Below are 23,387 nucleotides of genomic sequence, written 5' to 3' on the forward strand. Positions count from 1 at the left end.
CTGCTTCGGCTATCCGCCAAGGCGGGCCGGCGCCATCCCTGCCTTCAACAAGAGACACAAGGAACATGCCGTGAATCGACAGATGCTTCTCCGCTCCGCCCTGCTCATCGCCAGCCTGGCCGCCGCCGGCTTCAGCCATGCCCAGGAGCGCATTCGCGTGGGCTTCATGAGCCCCGTCACCGGCCCGCAGGCCGCCAACGGCGTGGACAACCGCGACGGCGCGCTGCTCGCTATCAAGGAACTGAACGCCAAGGGCCTGAAACTGGCCGGCAAGCCGGTGCAGTTCGAGCTGGACATCAACGACGACGGCGCCGACCCCAAGCAGGGCGTGCAGATCGCCCAGACGCTGGCCGACAAGAAGATCAGGTTCGTGCTCGGGCCCTACAACTCGGGCGTGGCGATGCCGGCATCGCGCGTGCTGGCCGACGCGGACATCCTCACCTTCACCGTCGCCTCCAACCCCAAGATCACGCAGCAGGGCTATCGCCCGCTGTTCCGCATCGGCGCCAGCGACAACCAGCTGGGCACCAAGATGGCGGCCTATGCCGCGCAGGACCTCAAGCTCAAGACCGTGGCCGTGATCGACGACCGCACGGCCTACGGCCAGGGCGTGGCCAAGGAGTTCGAGGAAGAGGCCAAGCGCCAGGGCCTGAAGGTGGTAAGCCACGAATTCACCACCGACAAGGCCACCGACTTCACCGCCATCCTGACCGGCCTGCGCGCCAGCAAGCCCGACGCCGTGTTCTTCGGCGGCTATTCGCCCCAGGGCGGCCCCATGCTGCGCCAGATGCGCGCGCTGGGCCTGAACGTGCCCCTGCTGGGCGGCGACGGCATCTGCTCGACCGAGACGGCCACGCTGTCGCAGGTCAGCGGCAACCTGAACGTCTATTGCACCCAGGGCGGCTCCATGCTGGACCGCAGCGACAAGGGCCAGAAGTTCATCGAGCGCTACCGCGCCGAATACAAGCGCGACCCGCTGACCTACGCAGCCGCCTTCTACGACGGAATGAATCTGCTGGCCTCGGCCATCGAAGCCACGCAGAGCACCGACGCGAAGAAGCTCATCGACCACATCGCCCGTGGCAAATACGCCGGCGTGAGCGGCGAATACAGCTACGACGACAAGCACGACCTGCGCTCCTCGGCCGTGACGGTGTTCACGTTCAAGGGCAAGGAAGTCGTTCCGCTCAAGAGCCTGTGACGAGGTGAAGGCGCTGCCGCAGGCCCGCACCTTGCCGGCCGGCAGCGCCGCCCGAAGGCTCCCGATGTTTTCTCAGGGTCAGCGGGCCGCCCCGGGCTTGCGCGGCGCGGCCTGCGCGGGCGCCTCGCCCTCATCCAGCTCCCGCACCAGCCGCATGCCCACCAGCGTGTAGCGCGTGTCCGGCGCGTTCCAGTTGCGGTAGGCGCAGCGGGCATAGAGCGGCCAGGTGTGCCAGGAGCCGCCCCGGCGCACCTTCACGCTGCCGCGTGCCGGGCCCTGCGGGTCGGCCAGCGGCGCCTGGGCGTAGGCATCGTCGGCATGCCAGTCCCACACCCACTCCCACACATTGCCCACCATGTCGTGCACGCCGAAGGCATTGGCCGGGTACTGCGCCACGGGCGCGGTGAAGGCGTGGCCGTCGTTGCCGCCCAGCGCCTGGGCCCGCCAGCGCGGCCAGTACGGCGCAGCGGACTGGTCGAACACATTGGCCTGCCGTGCCAGGGCCTGCGGATCGTCGCCGTGCGGCCAGCGCGTGGTGGTGCCGGCGCGGCAGGCGTATTCCCATTCGGCCTCGGTCGGCAGACGGTAGCGGTGGCCTTCGGTGGCGCCGAGCCACGCGGCCAGCGCGGCGGCGTCGTGCCAGGTGACGTTGACCACCGGGTGGTCGTCGCCCTGCGCGAAGCCCGGGCTCTGCCACGAATAGCGCGGATCGCGCCCCTCGAAGGCATCGCCGCGCGCGCTGGCGGCGGGGTCGTAGGCCGGGTTGTAGCCATAGCCGCCCGTGCCGTCGGCCACCGACTCGGGCCGGTAGCCCGAGGCCTGCAGGAAACGGCGGAACTGGCCCACCGTGACCTCGGTCTGCCCGATCCAGAAAGCCCGCGTGATGCGCACGGCGTGCGGGGGCGACTCGTCCTTCAGCTCCTCGAAACGGCGGCGCTCCAGCTGCGGGAAGTCGCGCGCCAGCGCCTCCACCGGCTCGTCGCTGCCCATGCGGAAACGGCCGGCCGGGATCTGCACGAAGCGCATGCCCAGCGTGTTGATCCACACCGGCGCGGCAGCAGCGGCGGGAGGCGCAGCCTGCGCGGCGGGCCAGCACAGGCCTAGCGCCATCAGGGCTGTGCTGCGCGGGGAAAGGCGGGGGAGAGTCTCCATGGGGGCGCTCCTGCAAGAGGTAAGCCGTGGCGGAACCATCCCGGGCGCGCACGGCGATGCGGCCCGCAGCCCATGGTGCCACGGCATGCGCTTTTTCCAGCCGCGGCGATACCCGCGGCCGGTCCCCGGCTAGTGCGCCGGCTTGCCAGCGGCGGCGGCTGCGCCCGCCTGCGCCATGCACGCATCCACCCACTGCACCAGCTGCTGCGCGGTCGGCGTGCCCGCCCCCATGAGCAGGCGGTAGATGATGGGCGAGACCACCGTATCGAGCACGCAGTCCACGGAGGGCGTCGCCTGGCCGCGGGCCAGCGCGCGCTCGACCATCATGGTGATCTGCCCGGCCGTGATCTGCAGGCACTGGCAGGGCGCGGAGCCGTCGCCGTAGCCGCTGGCCGTGAGCACGTCCTTGAGCATCTGGCGGCCCAGCTCGGACGACATCTCTTCGAGGAACTGCTCGCCCCAGGCCTGCAGGTCGCCGCGCACGCTGCCGGTGTCGGGCGGCTCGGCCTCGTCGCGCAGGCGCTCGATCGACACGTCGGCCAGCAGCTCGACCAGATCGCCCCAGCGGCGGTAGATGGTGGACGGCGTCACGCCCGCCTGCGCCGCGATCTGCGGAATGGTCAGCGCATCGCGGCCGTGCAGCGCCGTCAGGTCGCGCACGGCCTGGTGCACGGCGGCCTGCACGCGGGCGCTGCGCCCGCCGGGGCGCAATCGGGTGGCTCCATTCGTCATGCGGCGATTCTAGGGTGGGCCGTGCCGCCGGGGTTACCGTAAAGCAAAGACTTTGCTTTAGTGAGACAATCCCGCTAACGCAAATTCTTAGCGTTAAACATGTCCACCGCAATGACCTCCTCCCTTGCATCACCCGCCTGGCCCCTGCGCCGCCTGGGGCCCGACGCCGCGCTGTGGCTCGTGGTGTCCGTGCTGATGATGTTCCTCGCCGCGTCGAGCGCGCCCTCGCCCCTCTACGCGCTGTACCGCGAGATGTGGGGCTTCTCGGCCCTCAGCCTCACCGTGATCTTCTCCAGCTATGCGTTCGCGCTGCTGGCGGCGCTGCTGTGCTTCGGCGCGCTGTCGGACCACGTCGGGCGGCGCAGCGTGGTGGTGGCCTCGCTGGTGCTGGAGTTCGTCTCGATGCTGGCCTTCTGGCATGCCGACTCGGTCGCCTGGCTGGTGGCGGCCCGCCTGCTGCAGGGCCTGGCCACGGGCATGGCGACCAGCGCGCTGAGCGCCCTGCTGGTGGACCTGCACCCCGTGCGCGGCCCGCTGATGAACACCCTGGCGCCCATGACCGGCATGGCCGTCGGCGCGCTCGGCACCAGCCTGCTGGTGCAGTACCTGCCCGCGCCGACGCACCTGGTGTTCGAGCTGCTGCTGGTGGTGGTCGCGCTGCAGTGCGCCGCCGCCTTCTGGCTGCCGGAGACGGTGGCGCGCCGCCCGGGCGCCTGGCGTTCGCTGGTGCCGCGCATGCACGTGCCGCAGGCCGCGCGGGCGCCGATGCTGCGCATCCTGCCGCTGAGCACGGCCGGCTGGGCGCTGGGCGGCTTCTATCTTTCGCTCGGCCCCTCGCTGGGCCGGCTGGTGACGCACAGCGCCTCGCCCCTGGTGGGCGGGCTGCTGATCTCCGCCCTGGTGCTGCCGGGCGCGCTGGCCATCGCGGTGTCGCGCCACCACGCCCCGCGCACCGTGCTGCAGGGCAGCGCCGTGGCGCTGGCGGTGGGCCTGGCGATCACGCTCACGGGCGTGGCCTGCCACAGCACGGCGGGCTTCTTCGCCGGCACGCTGGTGGCGGGCCTGGGCTTCGGCGCGGGCTTCAGCGCCTCGGTGCGCAGCCTGGTGCCGCTGGCCTCGGCGCAGGACAGGGCTGGCCTCATGGCCAGCTTCTTCGTGCTGAGCTACCTGGCCTTCAGCCTGCCGGCCATCGCCGCGGGCGTGCTCACCGGGCTCTATGGCCTGCAGCCCACGGCGATGGGCTACGGCCTGCTGCTGATCGCGCTGGCCTCCACGGCCGCGTTCACGGCGCGCGCCGTGCCCACGCGCTGAGGCACCGCAAGAGAGCGCCCGGCCTCATCCTGACTACTTGGAGCGGCTCACAAAACCCAGCGAAGCGGTTCTGGGGAGGCGCCGCATCGAAGGCAGTACGGGTAGTACGACGAGATGCGGCAACGACGCCAACAGGGTTGCGTGAGCCGCGCTTACCGCCTGCGCTGCGCCCGGTGCCACACCGGCACCAGCCACAGCGCCTGCACCGCCGCATAGCCCGCGAGCGCGAAGGCCAGCGCCAGCAGCGGCAGGCCCACGGCCAGCGGCGCGCCCAGCGCCTGTATCCACGTCGCCACCGCCTCCACGCCGCCCGAGGCGGACCAGCCCTCCCAAGCCGGCAGCCGCTGCTCGCCCGGCAGCACCCAGGCGCCCACCTGGAAGGCCAGCGCATAGAGCGGCAGCGTGGTGAGGGGGTTGGTGTAGAGCGTGGCCGCCGCGCCCGCCACCGCGTTGCCGCGCAGCGCGGCGCAGGCCGCCACCGTGGCGGGCACCTGCAGGGGCCCGGGGATCAGCCCGCAGAAGAGCCCGGCGGCCGTGCCCCGCGCCAGGGCCTCGCGCCGCAGGCACAGCAGCTGGCGCCGCTCCAGCCAGGGGCGCAGCCGCGCGAGAAAGGGGCGCTCCATGAGCGCGCGGGTGGCGGGCTCCTGCCGGCGCAGCCAGCGGCGCACGCCGGTCATCGCACGGGCCAGCGGCTGCGCCAGCCAGCCGGCCAGCGCCCAGCCGGCGCTCACAGCGCCACCGCCACGGCGGTGGCCGTGCCCCAGGCCCCGGTCAGGGCCGCGAGCAGGCGCACGTCGCTGCGCTCGTTGCCGCCGCGCCAGCTCAGCCAGGTGGTGAGCGCGAACGCGGCCAGCATGGTGGCCATCACGGCCTCGAACATCGTCAGATCCATGGCATCGGTCCTTTCAGGCTACCAGCAGTGGGGGCTCAGGCGCCCTTGCCCGGCAGGGCCGGAGGCGTGCCGTTGCCGCCTTCGCCGCCGCCGTCCTTGCCGCGCGAGGTCCAGAGCGAAGCCACGATGGAGCCGGCGATCAGCGCACCCGTCACCAGCAGCGCATAGCCGATCGGGATCTTGTAGAGGTCGATCAGCAGCATCTTCGCGCCGATGAACACCAGCACCATCGCCAGGCCGTAGGCCAGCAGGTGGAAGCGGTCCGCCAGATCGGCCAGCAGGAAGTACAGCGCGCGCAGGCCCAGGATGGCGAAGATGTTGGCCGTGAGCACAATGAACGGGTCGCTGGTGATGGCGAAGATGGCCGGGATGCTGTCCACCGCGAAGATCACGTCCGTCACGCCGATCATGATCAGCACCACGAAGAGCGGGGTGAAGCGCTTCACGCCATCGACCATGGTGGTCATCTTCTCGCCGTCGAAGTGGTCCGACATGCGGATGCGCTTGCGCAGGAACTTGAGCACCGGGTTGGTGGAGATGTCCGGCTCCTGGCCTGCGGCGATCCACATCTTCACGCCGGTGATGACCAGGAACGCGCCGAACACGTAGAGCAGCCAGTGGAAGGTGGCCAGCAGCCAGGCGCCCGCCAGGATCAGCACCGTGCGCAGCACGATGGCGCCGATGATGCCGATGATGAGCGCGCGCTTCTGGTATTCCGCCGGCACGGCGAAGTAGCTGAAGATCATCAGGAAGACGAAGATGTTGTCCACCGACAGGCTCTTTTCCACGAGGTAGCCGGTGATGAACTGCATCGACACCGTGTTGGCCACCTCCCGGCCCTGCGAGCCGTCCAGATACCACCACAAGAGGCCCACGAACACGAAGGCCAGCGAGAACCAGAGCACGCTCCACTTGAGCGCCTCCTTCATGGTCACCTTGTGCGCACCCTGGCGCTCCATCACCAGCAGGTCGATGGCGATGGCGATCACGACGAACAGGCCGAAGCCGGCCCACATCAGCGGAGTTCCGATGGTTTCGACCATGGCGTCAGCCCTCCTCGCGCCGCAGGGGCGCACCAATGGCTACGGGAAACGGGGCGGCAACGCAGCCGCGCCCGGCCGGCATGGCGCCTTGCGGCGCCAGGGGGAGTCGGGAAGTTGTCGTCATGGCGAAGCGATCCTGTAGGTTCGTCAAAGAAGGAGAAGAAAAAGAGCCGGAAAAAGGCGAGGGACACACGAGCCGGCACTGTCGCCCGTTACGGCGCGCGAAGAAAGATAGCCGCGCCGTAAGATCACTTCGGTTTTTCCGAACTGTTTCGCTTCTTTGTCCTACAAAAAATGAGCCAGAGCTTCAACTACCGGCATCTCTACTACTTCTGGGTCGTCGCCAAGGAAGGCGGCCTGGCCCGCGCCGCAGAGCGCCTGGACATGGCCGTGCAGACCATCAGCGCCCAGGTGCGCTCGCTGGAAAAAGACCTGGGCACCGCCCTGCTGCGCGCCGAGGGCCGCAACCTGGTGCTGACCGACGCCGGCGTGGCCGCCATGCACGAGGCCGACCAGATCTTCGCCCTGGGCGAGCAACTGCCCCACCGCGTGGCCGAAGCCGCCACCGGCCGCATCCTGCGGCTGAACCTGGGCATTTCGGACGGCATCGCCAAGGTGGCCGTCCACCGCCTGCTCACCCCCGTGCTGGACGCGCCCCACTTGCGTTTGCTGTGCCACGAAGGCGAATTCCAGCCCCTGCTGGGCGAGTTGGCCCTGCACAAGCTCGACGCCGTGCTGGCCGACCGCCCCGCCCCGCCCAACCCGGCCCTCAAGACCACCAGCCAGCTGCTGGGCACCAGCCCCCTCGCCTGGTACGCCCCGCCCCAGTGGGCCGAGGCGGCGGCCCGGAACTTCCCCCAGAGCCTCGCCGTCGTGCCCGTGCTGCTACCGACCGAACACGCCGCCGCCCGCGCCCGCATCGACCACTGGCTGGAACGCGAACGCATCCGCCCGCGCATCGCGGGTGAATTCGAGGACAGCGCCCTGCTCGCCACGTTCGCGAGCACGGGCATGGGCGTGATGCCCGCGCCGGAGTCGATGGGCGAGCATCTGGCGCGCACGCATGGGCTGGTGGCGGTGGGCGTGACCGCGGATGTGCAGGAGCAGTTTCACCTGATCTTCAGCGCGAGGAAGGTGATGCATCCGTTGGTGGTGAGGTTGGTGGAGGGGCGGGGGTTGGATTGAAGGGTTGGCCTGGAATTGGTTTGTGGTGAATGACTGCAGAAGGCTGATATCGGTCGTTCGCCATGAACACGCCGAACGACTGCCTAATCTGGGACCCGACATTTGCAACCACCAATTTTTTTACCGCTTCACATGCCTTCGCCCGGCCGCGGAAGGCGCAGGAGCGAATGATCTTGGGTGCCGGCTGTAGACAGGCGCACCAAGTCGCCGAAAATCACCCGACTCCAGCGTCGCTCTGTTTTCCTATTGTTCTTTGTACACAAACGGCGCCGCATAGCCAAAGTATTCATTTTGAACTGTGCGTTGCACATCCCATCGCCTAGCTGCCGCAGGGCGATCCCGTTGATCTGCATAGGTAAGGATCAAGCGCCTCTTGGCGCGAGAAACCCCGACGAAATAGGTACATCGGCTTTCATCCTGATCGCCAAAGAAGATTTCGTTTTCGACAGCCATGATGATGACCGAATCGAACTCAAGCCCCTTACTCTTATGGATGGTCAGGATTCGTACGGCTTGATCGTCTGAGAATCGCGCAAGAGCCTTGGGCAAGTCAGGCTCCATCTTTAGCAGCTCCTCGATTCTGGCCTTGGTATCACGAACCACCTCTTTCAACCGATCGAGCGACTCGTAATCCGGGGAAAGCGACATCAGTGTTTGGATGCTGACTTGCTTCAGGAATGCCTGAACCAACTTCCACCAGCCGGAGAATGGCTCATCAACAAGCTCGGCGATGGCTGTCTCTTTCCGCTGCTGCTTGACGAGCCGATCAAGGTTCTTGCGCGCGTTTGATTGAATCTCTTCATCAGCAAAAGGGATCAGCTGATTCATGAGCCGAATCCAGGCTTTGGGCTCGCGCTGACCATAGAGGCAGGAGAGATAGTCCACAATCAAACGTGCAGCCGGCTCGACCGTGATGTCCTGCATCTGCTGCTCGTTGCGGAAGGGTATGCCACGCGCCTCAAGTGCTGCCATTAAATGATCGGCGTACAGGTCGAGCTGATTCCGAATCAGGACCGCAATTTCCGCGGGTGGCAGCTGCTCGGTCTTTATCCAGCCTTCAATCAAACCTGCGAGGTAGTCAGCCTCCTGACGACTATCTTCGAAGCGCCAAGCAAATATCTCGCCTTCGTCGCCGGCAAGCTGCTCATCAGGCATGACCGATGAGGGGTCAAGCTTGCGAATGATCTCGTTCTGCAGGCGGAGCAGTCGCGGCTTTGAGCGAAAGTTGCGGTACATATTGAGTGGAGTGGCATCAAAGTCGGCAACAAAAGCCTGAAAAATTCCATTCATGGCCCCAGCCCAGCCCATGATTTTCTGTTTGGTGTCGCCCACGGCAGTCAAGCGAATGTTCGTACCTTGAAAGGCGAGCTTGAGCAACTCGTACTGCAAGTTAGTGCAGTCCTGGAACTCGTCGAGGAAGACGTCGCCGTAGGTTTGCCGAATGGCGTTTCTCGCGAATGCAGACTGTCGCAGAATCTGAATCGCAAACGGCACCAGATCAGAAAACTCGATCAAGGTCCGTGAAGGGCCAAGCTTTCGATCTGCAATTTTGTACCCAACATCCAGCGCATACACCCCCGTCAGCACCGGACGGAAACGATCAATGATGCGCTTGGCAAATGCGTGAAAGGTATAGCTATCAAACCGGGAGGCAAGCGCGGAACCACAGCGCCGCTTGACCCGCTCTTTCAGGTTGCTACTGGCGTCAACCTTGAACGAAATGGCCAGAATCCGTTTTGGATAACGACAGGTCCCCGTGCGTAGCAGGAAGTCCGCTCGCTGCGCAAGCATTTCGGTCTTTCCCGCTCCTGGGCCCGCTGTCAAAGCGAGGCTGCGCGCCTGCTCCTTGGCTGCTAGAAGTGCGTTCGGTTCAAGGGTCAGCCCATCTGCAGGCTTCCAGGCATCGACCGCAATCACTCAGGCAACTCCGCGAGTTTGGTGATGACCGCATCAGCCAGTCTGCTCAACGATGCAGGCATATCTGCCAGCAGCTCTTCATCTGTCAGCTGAGCCAGTGCGTCAATATGGGCGGCGGGTTTGCTACCAAGTTTGAAGCGCTGATGGTAAGTATTGAATAGCTGCTGTTCGTCTTTGCTGTACTGGCTTGCGTCGTCGTGGCTCTTTCCTAAGACGGCTTTGATCGTGGACTCCTCGGGGTCTTCCCTCACTACGCTATACGCAGTTGGGTAGGCGAGCAACATTGCGAAGTCGAGATCCATGGGGTATGAGAAGTACACAGCTCGATCCTCAAGCAAATCGCGATAGTGTTCGTAGTTTCGGACTTTCTGGGTGGCATCATTCCAATTGGGAATGCCATGATCGGCGGGCAGAACCTTACTGGGCTCATGAACAGCCAACTGGTCATTGACGTACTTGATTCGTCCCCAGCCTGCGGCATAACGAGCGACATCCAGATCAAGGAGTGTCAGATATGGGATCTGCAAAGCCGACAACAGGCGCCAGAAGTGATTGACGTGCCTGCCTCCAAGCGGGGCAATCGTGACAGCGGACTCATCAACCGGCGCTCCTTTGACCTGTAGCAGTCGTGGCAACACTATTTCTTCGCTATCGCCCTCTCCAAGAATTACAAGCCGCGAGAAATAGACTTCTGGAAAGGCTTGCACTGCCTCGCGCACAAACTTGTGAGCCTCATCAGTTGCATCTGGCAGCTGGATATGCGTAACGCGCGCTGTTCGCTCCTGGGTCAGCCGCAGATAGCGGATACGTTCCGGAGCGACTCGCCGCAGCATCGACGGCGAGTGAGTTGCAATCAGTGCTTGCGCGTCACCATCACCGGTCATCGCGTTGAGCGCGTTGACGATCCGTCCAAGGTAGTGGGGCGAAAGGCTGTTTTCTGGCTCTTCGACCGCCACCACCGTAAACACGGGCGGGCGCAGCTTGTCTGCGTCGAAAGAATCGTCTTCTGCAGCGAGGACCGCACGACCGATGGCTTGCGAGGACAGCACGAGCGAGAGATAAAGCATCGACTTCTGACCATCGCTCAGTCGCGAGAAGTCGACCAACTGCTCATCGTGGCCCGGCGAGAATGACACCGACAGGTGCCGCAGCAAGGCTTCAATCTCAGACGCAACAAATGTTAACTTGGGGTCGGCAAAGAAGCTTCCCTTATGCAAAGCGCTCCATGCCGACTTCAAGCTTGTGCTGAACGCATTGATTGATGGATTGGCCGCCAAGCTGCCGCTGATTTGGTCAGTCAGACCCTTGATGACCGTTCGCTCTGCATCCCAGTTCACTGCACGCAGCATGCGTCCCAGCAGGGCATTGGCGCCATAGGCAATGTGATCTGCGGGATCACGGCGTGCGGGCAGATAGTGAACGTGGATATGGTTGCGTTCAGATCGGGGAACTTGAGAAGTGGTCAGTGGCGAGCTATCTGCATTGATGTCCAGCACATAGACCATGTTTTCTTCTATGTCCCCATCCAAGTCCATTGTGGCGGTGAGGCGGAAACGCACACGCGGCGCGCCATCGACTTCGTCAAGGCGCATGTGGCCGAAATGAGGGGCTACTGTGCTGTTGTTGTCGTCGTCGCCAAGTTCCGGGAACAGAAAGTCAGCCTCGATCCATAGCTGACGCTCAGCAGGCGATGCCACCTCGTTAAATGGGACATGAAAGTCCGAGCGCAAGATCCGGCGCAGTGATGGATCAAAGGCAAACAGACGGCACAGGGCTTGGAGTGCTGCTGTCTTGCCTGAGCCGTTAGGGCCGATGAGGTAAGTAATCTCCTCCAGCCGAATGTCGGTGGGCGCCGCTCCGAATGATTGGAAATTCGATAGCCGGATCGTTTGAAGCTTCATTGAATGTTCTCCCCTGAGTTTGTCATTATGGGAAGTGAGCGGCCAGTCCCCGCCAAATACCGGTCGTTTGGCCGAAAGCCCCGACCGACAACAACCGCTACGAAGCAGCCATTGAGTCACCCCAGCCGAAAAAGAAATAGTAAGCGAAGCCAGCACAATATCGCCTACATAACAGGAGGGAATCATGACAAGACGCAAGAAATCCAGTCCATTGGACGACATCCTGGATCTACTCGCCATGCTCCCCTGGTGGGTCTGCCTGGCGCTCGCAGCGTTGAGCTATATGGTCTTGCACCGATTTGCCGCGCCCCTTCAGGCGGCAGACTTTCAGGGCCAAGGCGGTGCGTTCGCTGGCGCCATGATGCAAAAGGCTGTGATCCACGGCTTGGCCTCCGCCGGCCAATACTTGGTTCCTTTGCTCTGCCTCGCCGCAGCAGCCATGTCCGCCTGGCGGAGAAAACACCGGCAATCGCTGCTGGCAGACGTTGCCCACGCGCCCAATGCCGATGCGCTGGAGGGCATCAGTTGGCGGGAATTCGAGTTGCTGGTGGGTGAGGCGTATCGGCAGCAGGGTTACCGCGTGACCGAATTGGGCGGCAATGGCGCAGATGGCGGCGTGGATCTGGTACTGCTTAAAGGTGGCGAGAAGTTCTTCGTGCAATGCAAGCAGTGGAGGGCCTACAAGGTGAGCGTGACCACCGTGCGCGAGCTGTATGGCGTCATGGCGGCCAAGGGCGCGGCGGGTGGCTTCGTCGTCACGTCGGGGCGCTTCACCAACGATGCACAGGCGTTCGCTCAGGGGCGCAACATCCAGCTGGTCGATGGTCCTCAGCTCTTCGCGATGATTCGGCGCGCGAGGCAGGCCCAAGGCCAAATGACCACCACGGGGACCGCGACCCGAGAATTCACCAGCTCGGCAGGAGCCCCGCACCACCCGGCCGGCACAGCGGCCCCGCAGCCGACAGCGGCGGCAGCGGCAGCGCCTGGTCATCAGCCCGAGTGCCCGCGCTGCGGAGCGGCGATGCAGTTGCGCACGGCGCGGCAAGGGGCCCATGCGGGCCGCAGCTTCTGGGGCTGTTCGACCTATCCGAAGTGCCGGGGAACACGGGCGGCGGACTAACCCATTAAGAAGCCAGCCCTGGGCTCTGTCGCCGTCCTACGTGCTGGACACTGCCAACAGAAAGGTGGGCAGTTAACGCCCAGCCCGCCCATCCGGCTCACCTCTGCGGCATGTCCTTGTCCGTATAACAAAGACTCACCGTCGCATCCCCCGGAATCGCCGGCATGGTTGCATTCCACGCCTCCCACGCCTGCACCATCTCCGCCAGCCTTGCGGGCTGCAGCGGCGCCAGGTTGGCCCGCTCGCGCTCGTCCTGCGACAAATTGAACAGGTAATCCACCCCATCCACCCGCAGGTATTTCCAGTCGCCGTGCCGCATGGCGCGCTGGCCGCGGTGGTTCATGCGCCAGAACAGGGGGCGGTCGGCCGTCCAGGCAGCGTCGCTCAGCAGCGGCGCCAGGGTCTGGCCGTCGAGCGTGTAGTCGGCGTGCTGTTGCGCGCCGCCCAGCTCCAGCATCGTGGCGCTCCAGTCCATGGTCAGGCAGGGCTGGGCGCTGGCGCCGCCGGGTGGGATGGCGGCGGGCCAGTGGGCGATCCAGGGCACGCGGATGCCGCCTTCGGTCAGGTCCATCTTGCCGCCCACCAGGGGCCAGTTGTCGGAGAAGCGTTCGCCGCCGTTGTCGCTGGTGAAGACGATGAGGGTGTCGCGCTCCAGGCCGTGGGCGCGCAGGGTGGCGACGAGCTTGCCGATGCCTTCGTCCATGTGGTGGATCATGCGGCGGTAGGTTTCGACGTTGCCGCCGGCCAGGTGGTAGATGGCCTGCTGGCTTTCGCGCAGTTCGTGGGCCAGGGCTTCGTCGTCGCGGGTTTCCCAGGGCCAGTGGGGGGCGGTGTAGTGCACGCTCAGGAAGAAGGGCGTGCCCTGCTTGGCGCCTTCGGCCATGCGGGTGATGTAGTCCACCGAGTGGTCGGTGATGAGGTCGGTCAGGTAGCCCTCTTGCGCCTTTTCCTCTTCGCCGAACCAGAGGTCGTGCGTGCCGTTGGCGCCGCAGTGGGTGAAGTAGTCCACCCCGCCGGACATGGGGCCGAAGAATTCCTCGTAGCCCGACTTGAGCGGGCTGAAATGCGGCGGGTAGCCCAGGTGCCACTTGCCCATCAGGGCGGTGCGGTAGCCGGCCTCCTTGAGCAGCGAGGGCAGCGTGGGGTGCGCGGGCGGCAGGCCCAGGCGGTCGTTGCCGCGCGTGGCGGTGCGGATGGGCTCTTCGGCGGCGCCGCGCAGGCGGTATTGGTAGCGCGCCGTCATCAGCGCGAAGCGCGTGGGCGAGCACACGGGCGAGTTGGAATAGCCCTGGGTGAGCTTGAGCCCGCCCGCGGCGAGCGCATCCAGCACGGGCGAGACGGGGCCGAAGGCGGCGTCGCGCCCGCCGTAGCAGCCTAAGTCGGCATAGCCGAGGTCGTCGGCCACGATGAAGACGATGTTCGGGCGTGAGGGTTGCGGCATGGCGGCCATCTCCGGGCTCAGGGGCGGTAGCCCGATTCGCGGATGACGGGCACCCACTGCTTGCGGTAGGCGGCCAGGCTCTGGCGGGTCTGGGCCGGGGTGCTGACCACGGGGTCGAGGTGGTTGGACTTGAACTGGCGGACGACCTCCGGGTCCTTCATCACCTTCTGGATGGCTTCGGCGTAGCGTTCGGCCTGCGCGGCGGGCATGGAACGGGGCGCGAACACGGTGTTCCAGCCCGATGCGGCCAGATCGACGCCGGCCTGCCGCAGCGTGGGCACCTTGGGCAGGTCCGGCAGGCGCTGTTCGCTGGAGACGGCCAGCAGGCGCAGCTTGCCGCCTTCGAACTGGGGCTGCAGGGCGTCCAGCGTGTCCACCGCCACGGGCACCTGCCCGCCGATCAGGTCGGTGATGAGCGGGGCGGAGCCGCGGTAGCCCACGGCTTCGATGGGGACGCCGGCCTTCTTGCCCAGCATGAGCGCGAAGAAGTGCGGCAAGCTGCCTGTGGCCGGCACGCCGATGTTGGCCTGGGCGGGGTTGGCGCGCAGCCAGGCCAGCAGGTGCTGCAGTTCCTGCACCGGCACGGCCGAGGCCACGGCCACGCCGAAGACGTAGCTGTTGACCTCGCTCAGGGGCACGAAGTCCTGCTCGGGCTGGTAGCCCACGTCGGGCACCACCAGGGGCGAGACGACCATCACCGCCGGGTTGGCCAGCAGCAGCATGGGCTGGCTGGCGGGGGCGCTCTTCACGTACTGGGCCGAGATGCGGCCGCCCGCGCCCACCTTGTTCTCGACGATCACGGTCTGGCCGAGCACGCGCTGCAGCCCGTCGGCCACGATGCGGGCGACGCGGTCGCTCGAGCCGCCGGGCGGGTAGCCCACCACGATGCGCAGGGTGCCGTCCTGCGCCCAGGCGGGCGCGGATGCGGCCAGCGGCCCGGCGGAGGCGGCCAGCAAGGCGGAACGGGTGAGGAACTGGCGGCGAGAGGTCATCGCGGGGGACTCCGGGAAGTGGATGGCTGAAAGAAAGAAAGGAAGCGAGAAAAGGGAGGAAAAGGGGAAGCCGTCCGCCGTCTTCTGCAAGAGGCGGCAGGCCGCGCATGCTGGCACAGGCCTCATCATTGCGCGTTATGTCGATATGCCGAAGCACGGCGCCCGGCCCCCGCCGGGCGGGAGGGTGACGAGCCGATTCCTTGATCCGAGGCAAGACCGCGGCCGGCCCGGGTGAGCCTGCCCTGCGACAATGCCCGCCATGAGTTTCGCCCCGCTCCAGAACGACACGTTCCTGCGCGCCTGCCGGCGCCAGGCCACCGACTACACGCCGCTCTGGCTGATGCGCCAGGCCGGCCGCTATCTGCCCGAGTACAAGGCCACGCGCGCGCGGGCCGGCAGCTTCATGGGGCTGGCCACGAACGTGGATTACGCCACCGAGGTCACGCTGCAGCCTCTGGAGCGCTTCCCGCTGGACGCGGCGATCCTCTTTTCCGACATCCTCACGGTGCCCGACGCCATGGGCCTGGGCCTGTCCTTCGCCGAGGGCGAGGGCCCGCGCTTCGCCCAGGTGGTGCGCGACGAGGCGGCCGTGGATCGCCTCGCCGTGCCTGACATGGACAAGCTGCGCTACGTGTTCGATGCGGTCACCTCCATCCGCCGGGCGCTGAACGGCCGGGTGCCGCTGATCGGCTTCTCGGGCAGCCCCTGGACGCTGGCCTGCTACATGGTCGAAGGCAAGGGCAGCGACGACTACCGGCTGGTCAAGACGCTGATGTATTCGCGGCCCGACCTGATGCACCGCATCCTGGCCATCAACGCCGATGCGGTGGCGGCCTACCTGAACGCCCAGATCGACGCGGGCGCACAGGCGGTGATGATCTTCGACAGCTGGGGCGGCGTGCTGGCCGACGGCGCCTTCCAGCAGTTCAGCCTGGACTACACGGCCCGCGTGCTGGCGCAGCTCAAGCGCACCGGCACGGACGGCACCGATGTGCCGCGCATCGTCTTCACCAAGGGCGGCGCCCTGTGGCTGGAGGCCATGGGCGGGCTCGATTGCGAGGTGCTGGGCCTGGACTGGACGGCCAACCTGGCCCGCGCCCGCGCCCTGGTGGGCGGCGCCGTGGGCGGCCCCGGCAAGGCGCTGCAGGGCAACATCGACCCGAACGTGCTGTTCGCCCCGCCGGAAGCCATCGCCACCCAGGTGCGCGCCGTGCTGGACAGCTTCGGCACGCCGCACACCGACCGCGCCGCCACCGGCCCCACGCACATCTTCAACCTGGGCCACGGCATCAGCCAGTTCACCCCGCCCGAGCACGTCGCCGCGCTGGTGGAGGCCGTCCACAGCCATTCCCGCGCCCAGCGCAGCCGCACCTGACGCAGGCAGCCCCCCACGACCGGGGGGCTTGACTTATGCACACCTGCGGGCGAGCGGCGGCCGGCGTGCGGTGCGGAGGGCTCAGGGCCTTGTGTCAGATCAACTTTCCGCAAGCATGCGCTAAGTGCTTGATTCATATAGAGACACGCCGGCTGCCGTTGTGGCGTGCAACCACCGGAAACCCAATGTTTTCAAGGCTCTGGCACGGTTGGGCCGGAAGTATCAACAAAGTTATCCACAGAAAACCGGGAGTTCCCGGCAAACCCTGGAAAATCAAGCACTTGGCGCCGGAACTGCACGCACAATCCTGCAGCACGGCACCCAGCTACCACAAAAAGCGGCCCCATCCAGGCCTTGACAAACCCACTTATGCACACATTCCAGGCAGCGGCGGGTTTTCCAGCAGGCCGGAACGCCTCTCCCTACCACACGCTGCACTGCAGCAAAGAGCGTTGATTCATATACGTTTTTGAAGAGTGCCCGTTTCGCAGGCAAACTGCCGCAAGCCAGCGCCCATGCGGCTCCCGAGCCGATACGCAGCAGATGTCAACAAAGTTATCCACAGAAAACCCGAAGCGCTGTGGATTGCACGGCAAATCAAGCACTTAGCCCCCTCACCCGCCCCACCTTCTGAAGAAGTGTCCGCAAGTCCATCGCCCCCCTCCCCGACTGCCGAGCCCGCAGGCCACGCGGCCGCGCTGGTGCACGTGGCCGTGCAGACGCCCGCGCACAGCGGCGTGGGCCACCTGCTGAGCTACGCCAGCGAGCGCCCGCTCACGCCCGGCACGCTGGTGCGCGTGCCCCTGGGCCGGCGCGAGGTGCTGGGCGTGGTGTGGGATACGCCGGCGCAGGGCGATGCCGGGCTGCCGCCGGGCTTCGTGCCGCGCGCCATCGCGGGCGTGCTGGAGGGCCTGCCGCCGCTGGGTGCGCCCTGGCGCCGGCTGGTGGCCTTCGCCGCGCGCTACTACCAGCGCTCGCTGGGCGAGATCGCCCTCGCCGCCCTGCCGCCGCAGCTACGCGACCTTTCGCCCGAGCAGCTGGCGCGCCGCCTGCGCCGCCCGGCCGCGCCTGCGGGCGATGCAGCGGGCGCCGCCGATGCAGCGGCCGCCATCGCGCTGAGCGCGGAGCAGGCCGAGGCCACCGCGCAGATCGAGGCGCAGCCCGGCCCCTTCCTGCTCTACGGCAGCACCGGCAGCGGCAAGACCGAGGTCTATCTGCATGCCGTGCAGCGCGTGCTGGAGGCCGACCCCGCCGCCCAGGCGCTGGTGATGGTGCCCGAGATCAACCTCACGCCGCAGCTGCAGGAGCGCTTCGAGGCGCGCTTCGCCGGCCGCTACGGCGCGGGCAGCGTGGTCAGCCTGCACAGCGGCATGACCAACCCGCAGCGCCTGAAGAGCTGGCTGGCGGCGCATGCCGGCACGGCGCGCATCGTGCTGGGCACGCGCATGGCCGTGTTCGCCAGCCTGCCGGGCCTGAAGCTGATCGTGGTGGACGAGGAGCACGACGCCAGCTACAAGCAGCAGGAAGGCGCCCGCTATTCGGCGCGCGACCTGGCCATCTGGCGCGGGCGCGAGCAGGGGGCCAAGGTGATCCTGGGCTCGGCCACGCCGTCGCTGGAGACCTGGCACGCCAGCCGCCCGCCGGAGGGCGACGACCCGGGCGGGCGCTACCTGCGCCTGGCCATGCCCAGCCGCATCGGCGCGGGCGCCCTGCCCCGTGTGCGGCTGGTGGATCTGGCCCAGCAGCCCCGGGGCTCCGTGTTCTCGCCACCGCTGATCGCCGCCATCACCGAGCGGGTGGAGCGCGGCGAGCAATGCCTGGTGCTGCTGAACCGGCGCGGCTTCGCGCCCGTGCTGCACTGCACCGAATGCGGCTGGAAGAGCGACTGCCCGCACTGCAGCGCGCACCAGGTGTTCCACAAGATCGACCGCACGCTGCGCTGCCACCACTGCGGCTATGCGCAGCGCGTGCCCTTCGCCTGCCCCACCTGCGGCAACCCGGACATCGCGCCCATCGGCCGGGGCACGGAGCAGCTCGAAGAGCAGCTCGCCGCGCTGCTGCGCAACGTGATCACGCCCGAGCGCCGCGCCGCGCGCGTGGCCCGCATCGACGCCGACACCACCCGCGCCAAGGGCGCGCTCGAAGAGCAGCTGGCCCAGGTGCATGCGGGCGAGGTGGACGTGCTGGTGGGCACGCAGATGATCGCCAAGGGCCACGACTTCCGCCGCATCACCCTGGTGGCGGCGGTGCAGCCCGACGGAGCGCTCTTTTCCAGCGACTTCCGCGCGCCCGAGCGGCTCTTCGCCCTGTTGATGCAGGCCGCCGGCCGCGCCGGGCGCGATGCGCAGTACGTGGCCGCGCAGGGCGGCCAGCCCAGCGAGATGTGGGTGCAGACCTGGCACCCGGAGCACGCCCTCTACGCCGCGCTGCGCCGGCACGACTACCCGGCCTTCGCCGCCGCCCAACTGGCCGAGCGCGTGGAGGCCGGCATGCCGCCGTTCGCCTACCAGGCCCTGGTGCGCGCCGACGCCCGCACGCAGGAAGCCGCCCAGGCCTTTCTGCGCTCGGCCGGCGAGGCCGCCCAGGCCGCCGCCCTGCCGGGGCTGGAGCATGTCTTCATCTTCCCGCCCGTGCCGCTGGCCGTGCAGCGCGTGGCGAACGTGGAGCGCGCCCAGATGCTGCTGGAAAGCCCGAGCCGCGCCGCGCTGCAGCATTTCCTCTCGGCCTGGCAGCCGCTGCTGCACGCCACGCGGGCCGCGCCCGAGCACAAGGGGCTGGTACGCTGGCTGGTGGATGTCGATCCGCTGGCGATCTGAGCGCCTGTTCAGCGTCTTTGGCGGGGTCGCGCGGCCCGTCTGACCCCGAGCGACCCCCTGTGACCCGGCGTGAGCGCGCGGGGCAGCCTGCGGCGCAACGCTGCGGCATTGCACACTGAAATGCCCGCAAGCCCTTGATGCACCTGGGCCTACTGCTCACCAAAAGATAGCAACCCGCAATCCGCACTGCGCCCCGCCGCCCGCGGTACAGCGGGGCGGCCGGGGCGCGGCGGTCACAGCGCGCCGTCGCCCAGCACGATGCCTTCGCGGCGCGGGTCCACGCCGCCTTCCAGCTCCAGCGTGGCGCCGCCGCTGCGCTGGACCCGCATGATGGTGGACACGCCGCTGGACTGCGCGGCGGTGGACACCGTGTGGCCCTTGGCCTGCAGCCCGCTGACCAGGCCGGTGAGGTCCAGCGCGGTGTTGGACCCATCCACGTTGGTGGTCGTGCTGTTGGCCGCGCCGAAGTTCACCAGCGACGTGGCCTGCTGCGCGTTCAGCTTCCAGTCCACGGCCCCCACGACCGTCTTCAGCACGTACTGGATGATGGTGCCGCCGCCCGGCGAGCCGGTGGCCATGAGGAAGTCGCCCGGCGCCGTGCCCTTGAACACCAGCGTGGGCGCCATGGTGCTGCGCGGGCGCTTGCCCGGGGCCACCCGATTGGCCACCGGCGTGCCGGAGCTGTCGGCGGGCTGGGCCGAGAAGTCGGTCAGCTGGTTGGTCAGCAGGAAGCCGCCGACCATGTGGAAGGAGCCCATGCTCGACTCCACGGTGGAGGTCATGGACAGCACGTTGCCGTAGGCATCGACGATGGAGAAGTGCGTCGTGCCGTGCTCGACCGTCTTGTCCACGCCCAGCGGCACCGTGCCCAGGTCGCCCGCCTGGACCACGCCCAGGGAGTTGCCGTCGGGGCGGATCAGCGCGGCGCGCTGCTTCAGGTAGGCCTTGTCGAGCATCGTCGCCACACCCTTGCCTGGCAGGGGCACGAAGTCGGTGTCGGCCACGTACTTGTCGCGGTCGGCATAGGCCAGGCGCTCGGCCTCGGACACCAGGTGCACGCCCATCACGCTGGGCACGCCGCCTTCGTTGGCGGGGTTGGCCGGCGCGTACTGCGACAGGTCGAAGTTCTCCAGGACGCCCAGCGACTGCGCGATGGCGATGCCGCCCGAGGACGGCGGCGACATGGTGCAGACGTAGTAGGCGCCGCGGTAGGTGGTGCACACCGGCTCGCGCCTTTTGGCCTGGTAGCTGCGCAGGTCATCGACCGTCATCAGGCTGGGGGTGATCGGCGTGCGGGCGGCGTCGTCGCCCACCGACTGCGCGGCCTTGGCCACGATGGCCTGGGCCATGGGGCCGCTGTACATCGCGCCCGCGCCCTGGCTGGCCAGGGTGCGCAGCGACTGCGCGTAGGGCGCATTGGTCATGGTCGTGCCCGCCGCGCGCGGCGTGCCGTCGGGGTTGAAGAACAGCGCCACGGCGTTGGCATCGAGCCGCAGGCTGGCCGCGTTGCTGCTGATGGCGCTGCCCATGCGGGCGGGGATGGTGAAGCCATTGGACGCCAGGCGCACGCCCTCGTCGAACAGGCCGCTCCAGGCCAGGCGGCCGTAGTCGCGGTGAGCCATGTCCAGCATGCGCATCACGCCGGGCACGCCGATGGAGCGCCCGCTGCGGCGCGCGCTGGGCACCGGGGCCGGGGATGCGGCGCTGGACTGGTCCTGGCGCACCAGGTAGTGGCCGGCGGCGGCGGCGGGCGCCGTCTCGCGGCCGTCGTAGGCGATGACCTTGCGGCTGGCCGCGTCGTAGTACATCAGGAAGGCGCTGCCGGCGATGGTGCTCGACTGCGGCTCCACCAGGCCCAGCACGGCCTGCACGGCCACCGCCGCGTCCACGGCGGTGCCGCCGGCCTTGAGCACGTCGCAGCCGGCCTTGGTGGCCAGCGGCGTGTTGGCGACCACCATGTAGCTGTTCGAGTACTTGGCCTTGTTGCCCAGGCGGTAGCCGGAGGCGGCCTCGGGCGCGGCCGGATCGCCCGAGGCGCCCGAGCCCACCACCACGGCCGAGCCGGTGCTGGAGAGCACCGAGCAGCTCTGCGCGTTGGTGTCCACGATCAGCGGGGTGCTGCCGGAGCCCCCGCCGCCGCAGCCAGAGAGGGCTGCCGCCAGGGCCAGGGGCGTGATCGCCCAGAGCCAGGTTTTCTTTGCCATGCATCGACTCCTGTGGTGTTGTGTGGTGATGACCTGACCGGCCCACCCGGCGGTCAAGCAACGATCATGCCGCCGGCGGCGCGCGCCCAGGACAGGCGCCTGTCGCTGCCGCGACGCGGCGCCGGGGCGCACGCCCCATGCCTGGAATGGCCTGCAGCCCCGATCCAGCAAGGGCCTGCAGCTATCGTTTGCGTAGCATCAGGCTGCCGGCGCGAGCAGCGCGGCGATGGCCTGCGGCCCCTGCTGCACCACGCAGCCCGTGCGCTGCAGCAGCGCGCCGAACGCCTCCGAGGCCAGGTAGGCGAACTCCACCGGGCGCTGCGCGCCGATGGCGTCGCCCGGCACCACGCCCGCCGCCGGGTGGCACATGAGCAGGCCGCCGTGCGGCACCTGGGGCAGCCAGGCGGCCATCTGCGCGCCGTAGCCGGCCTCGGTGGCGGCGTCGAAGCCATAGACCCCGCCGAAGCCCCGGTTCATCGCCACCCCGGCGCGGCGCAGCCGGCGCGTGGCCGTCCAGCCGCCCAGCAGGGCGATCACGGCGGCCTTGGGGCTGCGCCACAGGCGGCCGGCGGGCGCGGTGGAACGCACCCAGGGCCGCTCGTGCGGCGCGTAGCGGGCCTGCAGCTCGGCCAGCAGCGCGTCGCGCAGGCCGGGCAGCTGGTGCACGTGCTGGTGGCCGTCGATGAAATCGGGCGGCGTGCCCAGGGCGCGCTCGAAGGCGTCGAGCTGCTCGCGCCAGGCCGTGCGCAGCGCGCCGGCGGCCGGCCGGCGCAGATAGGCCTGGCGGATCACATCGCCCAGCGCCTGCGCGGGGTGGGCACCGCCGTGGCCTTCGGTGAGGTTGAAGTGCAGGCCCACGGCCAGCTGCGGGCGCAGCGCGGCCAGGCGCGCGGCGGCGGCCGGCCAGCCTGGCGAAGTCGCCATGCAGCTGGTGGCCGAGAGGCGCCCGGCCAGCGCCAGGCGCTCGACGGCCTCGTCCACCAGCGGGTGCAGCGCGTAGTCGTCGGCGCAGAGGACGATGGAGCGCAGCGGCTCCTGCGCCGGTGCCTGCGCCTGCGGCGCCGTCATGGCTGGCGGTCGCCGCCGCGCAGCGGGCTGTGGTCTTCGTCGCGGGCGACGAGGTACTTGGGCCGGCGCTTGACCTCGTCGTAGATGCGGCCGATGTATTCGCCCAGGATGCCGATGGACATGAGCTGCACGCCCGAGAACAGCATGATGCTCACCGCCAGCGTGGGCCAGCCGTCCAGGTCGCTGCCGAAGGCCAGCGTGGCGATGGCGATCCACAGGCCATAGCACAGCGCCACCACCGAGATGATGCCGCCCAGCAGGCTCCACATGCGCAGCGGCAGCGTGGTGAACGAGGTCAGCCCCAGCATGGCGAGCGAGCCGAGCTGCCGCATGTTGAAGCTGGACACGCCCGCCGCGCGCTCCAGCGGCACGAAGGGCAGCGCGGCGGTCTTGAAGCCCACCCAGGCGTAGAGGCCCTTCATGAACAGGTTGCGCTCGGTCAGCGACCGGAGCGCATCGACCACGCGGCGGTCCAGCCAGCGGAAGTCGCCCGCATGCGGCGGCACCTTGACGGAGTTGCCCAGGTTCATCAGCCGGTAGAAGACGTTGGTGCCCACGCGCTTGACGCCGCTCTCCGCGCAGCGGTCGGCGATCACGCCATAGATCATCTCGTAGCCGGACTGCCAGAGCGCGTGCATCTCGGGCAGCAGGTCCAGCGGGTGCTGGAAGTCGGCGTCGATCAGCAGCACGGCGTTGCCGCGGGCGTGGTCGATGCCGGCCGAGAGCGCGGCCTCCTTGCCGAAGTTGCGCGACAGGGCGATGTAGCGCACCGGCAGCTCGGCGGCCAGGGCGAGCGCGACCTCATGCGTGGCGTCGCGGCTGCCGTCGTTGACCACGATGATCTCGAAGTCGGGCGTGATCGCCGCCACCGACTGCGCCAGGGCGCGCACGAAGCCGTCCAGGTTGGGCGCCTCGTTGTGCGCGGGCACCACGCAGCTCAGCCGCAGCGGCGCGCGCGGCAGCGGGGCCCTGGGCGCGTCCGGGGCGAACTCGGCATAGAAATGGGGTTCGGCAGCGGGCGGGAAGGACATGGGCAG

General features: G+C 68.0%; 18 protein-coding genes. 6 read left to right on the top strand and 12 right to left on the bottom strand.

The annotated features are described in order from the left end of the window. Positions 1–82 precede the first annotated feature (82 nt). A complete protein-coding gene (locus BM070_RS13735) occupies positions 83–1,201 on the top strand; it encodes a branched-chain amino acid ABC transporter substrate-binding protein (protein ID WP_092939967.1) in 1,119 nt (372 codons plus the stop codon). 78 nt (positions 1,202–1,279) lie between these two features. Here BM070_RS13735 and BM070_RS13740 read toward each other — a convergent pair whose 3' ends face one another. Further along, a complete protein-coding gene (locus BM070_RS13740) occupies positions 1,280–2,353 on the bottom strand; it encodes a formylglycine-generating enzyme family protein (protein ID WP_434803187.1) in 1,074 nt (357 codons plus the stop codon). Positions 2,354–2,482: 129 nt separating this feature from the next. Further along, complete coding sequence (locus tag BM070_RS13745; protein WP_092939969.1) at positions 2,483–3,085, bottom strand: TetR/AcrR family transcriptional regulator; 603 nt, start codon at positions 3,083–3,085, stop codon at positions 2,483–2,485. A 111-nt stretch (positions 3,086–3,196) separates the two neighbouring features. Between BM070_RS13745 and BM070_RS13750 the strand changes: the two genes are divergently transcribed. After that, positions 3,197–4,396 (top strand): MFS transporter, encoded by a 1,200-nt coding sequence (locus tag BM070_RS13750; RefSeq protein ID WP_245785221.1) that lies wholly within the window; start codon positions 3,197–3,199, stop codon positions 4,394–4,396. Positions 4,397–4,548: 152 nt separating this feature from the next. Here the strand turns inward: BM070_RS13750 and BM070_RS13755 are convergent, their stop codons facing one another. Genes BM070_RS13755 through BM070_RS13760 form a run of 3 tightly spaced genes read right to left on the bottom strand, consistent with a single transcriptional unit; the run spans position 4,549 to position 6,331 of the window. Further along, positions 4,549–5,127, bottom strand: coding sequence for a DUF2062 domain-containing protein (locus tag BM070_RS13755; protein WP_092939971.1), 579 nt, complete (start codon positions 5,125–5,127; stop codon positions 4,549–4,551). After that, entirely contained in the window at positions 5,124–5,288 is a 165-nt protein-coding gene (locus tag BM070_RS24810; protein WP_175518495.1) for a hypothetical protein, read from the bottom strand. Before BM070_RS24810 ends, BM070_RS13755 begins: the two co-directional genes overlap by 4 nt. A gap of 35 nt (positions 5,289–5,323) precedes the next feature. Next, complete coding sequence (locus BM070_RS13760; protein ID WP_092939972.1) at positions 5,324–6,331, bottom strand: TerC family protein; 1,008 nt, start codon at positions 6,329–6,331, stop codon at positions 5,324–5,326. A gap of 294 nt (positions 6,332–6,625) precedes the next feature. Between BM070_RS13760 and BM070_RS13765 the strand changes: the two genes are divergently transcribed. Next, positions 6,626–7,516 (top strand): LysR family transcriptional regulator, encoded by an 891-nt coding sequence (locus BM070_RS13765; protein ID WP_092939973.1) that lies wholly within the window; start codon positions 6,626–6,628, stop codon positions 7,514–7,516. Between the two features lie 243 nt (positions 7,517–7,759). On the opposite strand, the gene BM070_RS13770 is transcribed toward BM070_RS13765, so the two are convergent. Both BM070_RS13770 and BM070_RS13775 read right to left on the bottom strand, forming a co-directional pair. Continuing rightward, positions 7,760–9,433: a UvrD-helicase domain-containing protein gene (locus BM070_RS13770; RefSeq protein ID WP_092939974.1), complete on the bottom strand. Its 1,674-nt coding sequence runs from the start codon at positions 9,431–9,433 to the stop codon at positions 7,760–7,762. Then, positions 9,430–11,334: an ATP-dependent nuclease gene (locus tag BM070_RS13775; RefSeq protein ID WP_092939975.1), complete on the bottom strand. Its 1,905-nt coding sequence runs from the start codon at positions 11,332–11,334 to the stop codon at positions 9,430–9,432. The genes BM070_RS13770 and BM070_RS13775 overlap by 4 nt, the downstream gene beginning before the upstream one ends. A 184-nt stretch (positions 11,335–11,518) precedes the next feature. Here BM070_RS13775 and BM070_RS13780 point away from each other — a divergent pair, with 184 nt between their 5' ends. After that, positions 11,519–12,454, top strand: coding sequence for a restriction endonuclease (locus tag BM070_RS13780; protein ID WP_092939976.1), 936 nt, complete (start codon positions 11,519–11,521; stop codon positions 12,452–12,454). A 97-nt stretch (positions 12,455–12,551) separates the two neighbouring features. Here the strand turns inward: BM070_RS13780 and BM070_RS13785 are convergent, their stop codons facing one another. Further along, positions 12,552–13,895, bottom strand: coding sequence for a sulfatase family protein (locus tag BM070_RS13785; RefSeq protein ID WP_092940015.1), 1,344 nt, complete (start codon positions 13,893–13,895; stop codon positions 12,552–12,554). 17 nt (positions 13,896–13,912) lie between these two features. Further along, positions 13,913–14,887 (bottom strand): tripartite tricarboxylate transporter substrate-binding protein, encoded by a 975-nt coding sequence (locus BM070_RS13790; protein WP_092939977.1) that lies wholly within the window; start codon positions 14,885–14,887, stop codon positions 13,913–13,915. 259 nt (positions 14,888–15,146) lie between these two features. Between BM070_RS13790 and hemE the strand changes: the two genes are divergently transcribed. Then, on the top strand, positions 15,147–16,262 hold the full coding sequence (gene hemE, locus BM070_RS13795; RefSeq protein WP_092939978.1) for a uroporphyrinogen decarboxylase: 1,116 nt from the start codon (positions 15,147–15,149) through the stop codon (positions 16,260–16,262). Positions 16,263–16,900: 638 nt separating this feature from the next. Continuing rightward, a complete protein-coding gene (priA, locus tag BM070_RS13800) occupies positions 16,901–19,078 on the top strand; it encodes a replication restart helicase PriA (RefSeq protein WP_245785222.1) in 2,178 nt (725 codons plus the stop codon). A 233-nt stretch (positions 19,079–19,311) separates the two neighbouring features. Here the strand turns inward: priA and BM070_RS13805 are convergent, their stop codons facing one another. The 3 genes from BM070_RS13805 to BM070_RS13815 form a co-directional block, all read right to left on the bottom strand. Continuing rightward, the gene (locus BM070_RS13805; protein WP_092939979.1) at positions 19,312–21,282 is read right to left on the bottom strand and encodes a gamma-glutamyltransferase family protein; all 1,971 of its coding nucleotides are present in this window, start codon (positions 21,280–21,282) and stop codon (positions 19,312–19,314) included. Positions 21,283–21,480: 198 nt separating this feature from the next. Beyond that, complete coding sequence (locus BM070_RS13810; RefSeq protein WP_092939980.1) at positions 21,481–22,350, bottom strand: ChbG/HpnK family deacetylase; 870 nt, start codon at positions 22,348–22,350, stop codon at positions 21,481–21,483. Continuing rightward, the gene (locus BM070_RS13815) at positions 22,347–23,381 is read right to left on the bottom strand and encodes a glycosyltransferase family 2 protein (protein WP_092939981.1); all 1,035 of its coding nucleotides are present in this window, start codon (positions 23,379–23,381) and stop codon (positions 22,347–22,349) included. Before BM070_RS13815 ends, BM070_RS13810 begins: the two co-directional genes overlap by 4 nt. Positions 23,382–23,387 lie beyond the last annotated feature (6 nt).

This window comes from Paracidovorax wautersii, assembly GCF_900113035.1.
Taxonomy (GTDB): Bacteria; Pseudomonadota; Gammaproteobacteria; order Burkholderiales; family Burkholderiaceae_C; genus Paracidovorax; species Paracidovorax wautersii.

What these genes read in the sequence shown, in the direction of transcription:
- BM070_RS13765 (WP_092939973.1), top strand. Translation starts at nt 6,626, where the DNA reads ATGAGCCAGAGCTTCAACTACCGGCATCTCTACTACTTCTGGGTCGTC.
- BM070_RS13760 (WP_092939972.1), bottom strand. Translation starts at nt 6,331, where the DNA reads ATGGTCGAAACCATCGGAACTCCGCTGATGTGGGCCGGCTTCGGCCTG.
- BM070_RS13740 (WP_434803187.1), bottom strand. Translation starts at nt 2,353, where the DNA reads ATGGAGACTCTCCCCCGCCTTTCCCCGCGCAGCACAGCCCTGATGGCG.
- BM070_RS13790 (WP_092939977.1), bottom strand. Translation starts at nt 14,887, where the DNA reads ATGACCTCTCGCCGCCAGTTCCTCACCCGTTCCGCCTTGCTGGCCGCC.
- BM070_RS13735 (WP_092939967.1), top strand. Translation starts at nt 83, where the DNA reads ATGCTTCTCCGCTCCGCCCTGCTCATCGCCAGCCTGGCCGCCGCCGGC.
- BM070_RS13805 (WP_092939979.1), bottom strand. Translation starts at nt 21,282, where the DNA reads ATGGCAAAGAAAACCTGGCTCTGGGCGATCACGCCCCTGGCCCTGGCG.
- BM070_RS13815 (WP_092939981.1), bottom strand. Translation starts at nt 23,381, where the DNA reads ATGTCCTTCCCGCCCGCTGCCGAACCCCATTTCTATGCCGAGTTCGCC.
- BM070_RS13785 (WP_092940015.1), bottom strand. Translation starts at nt 13,895, where the DNA reads ATGCCGCAACCCTCACGCCCGAACATCGTCTTCATCGTGGCCGACGAC.
- BM070_RS13775 (WP_092939975.1), bottom strand. Translation starts at nt 11,334, where the DNA reads ATGAAGCTTCAAACGATCCGGCTATCGAATTTCCAATCATTCGGAGCG.
- BM070_RS13810 (WP_092939980.1), bottom strand. Translation starts at nt 22,350, where the DNA reads ATGACGGCGCCGCAGGCGCAGGCACCGGCGCAGGAGCCGCTGCGCTCC.
- BM070_RS13750 (WP_245785221.1), top strand. Translation starts at nt 3,197, where the DNA reads ATGACCTCCTCCCTTGCATCACCCGCCTGGCCCCTGCGCCGCCTGGGG.
- hemE (WP_092939978.1), top strand. Translation starts at nt 15,147, where the DNA reads ATGAGTTTCGCCCCGCTCCAGAACGACACGTTCCTGCGCGCCTGCCGG.
- BM070_RS24810 (WP_175518495.1), bottom strand. Translation starts at nt 5,288, where the DNA reads ATGGATCTGACGATGTTCGAGGCCGTGATGGCCACCATGCTGGCCGCG.
- BM070_RS13780 (WP_092939976.1), top strand. Translation starts at nt 11,519, where the DNA reads ATGACAAGACGCAAGAAATCCAGTCCATTGGACGACATCCTGGATCTA.
- BM070_RS13745 (WP_092939969.1), bottom strand. Translation starts at nt 3,085, where the DNA reads ATGACGAATGGAGCCACCCGATTGCGCCCCGGCGGGCGCAGCGCCCGC.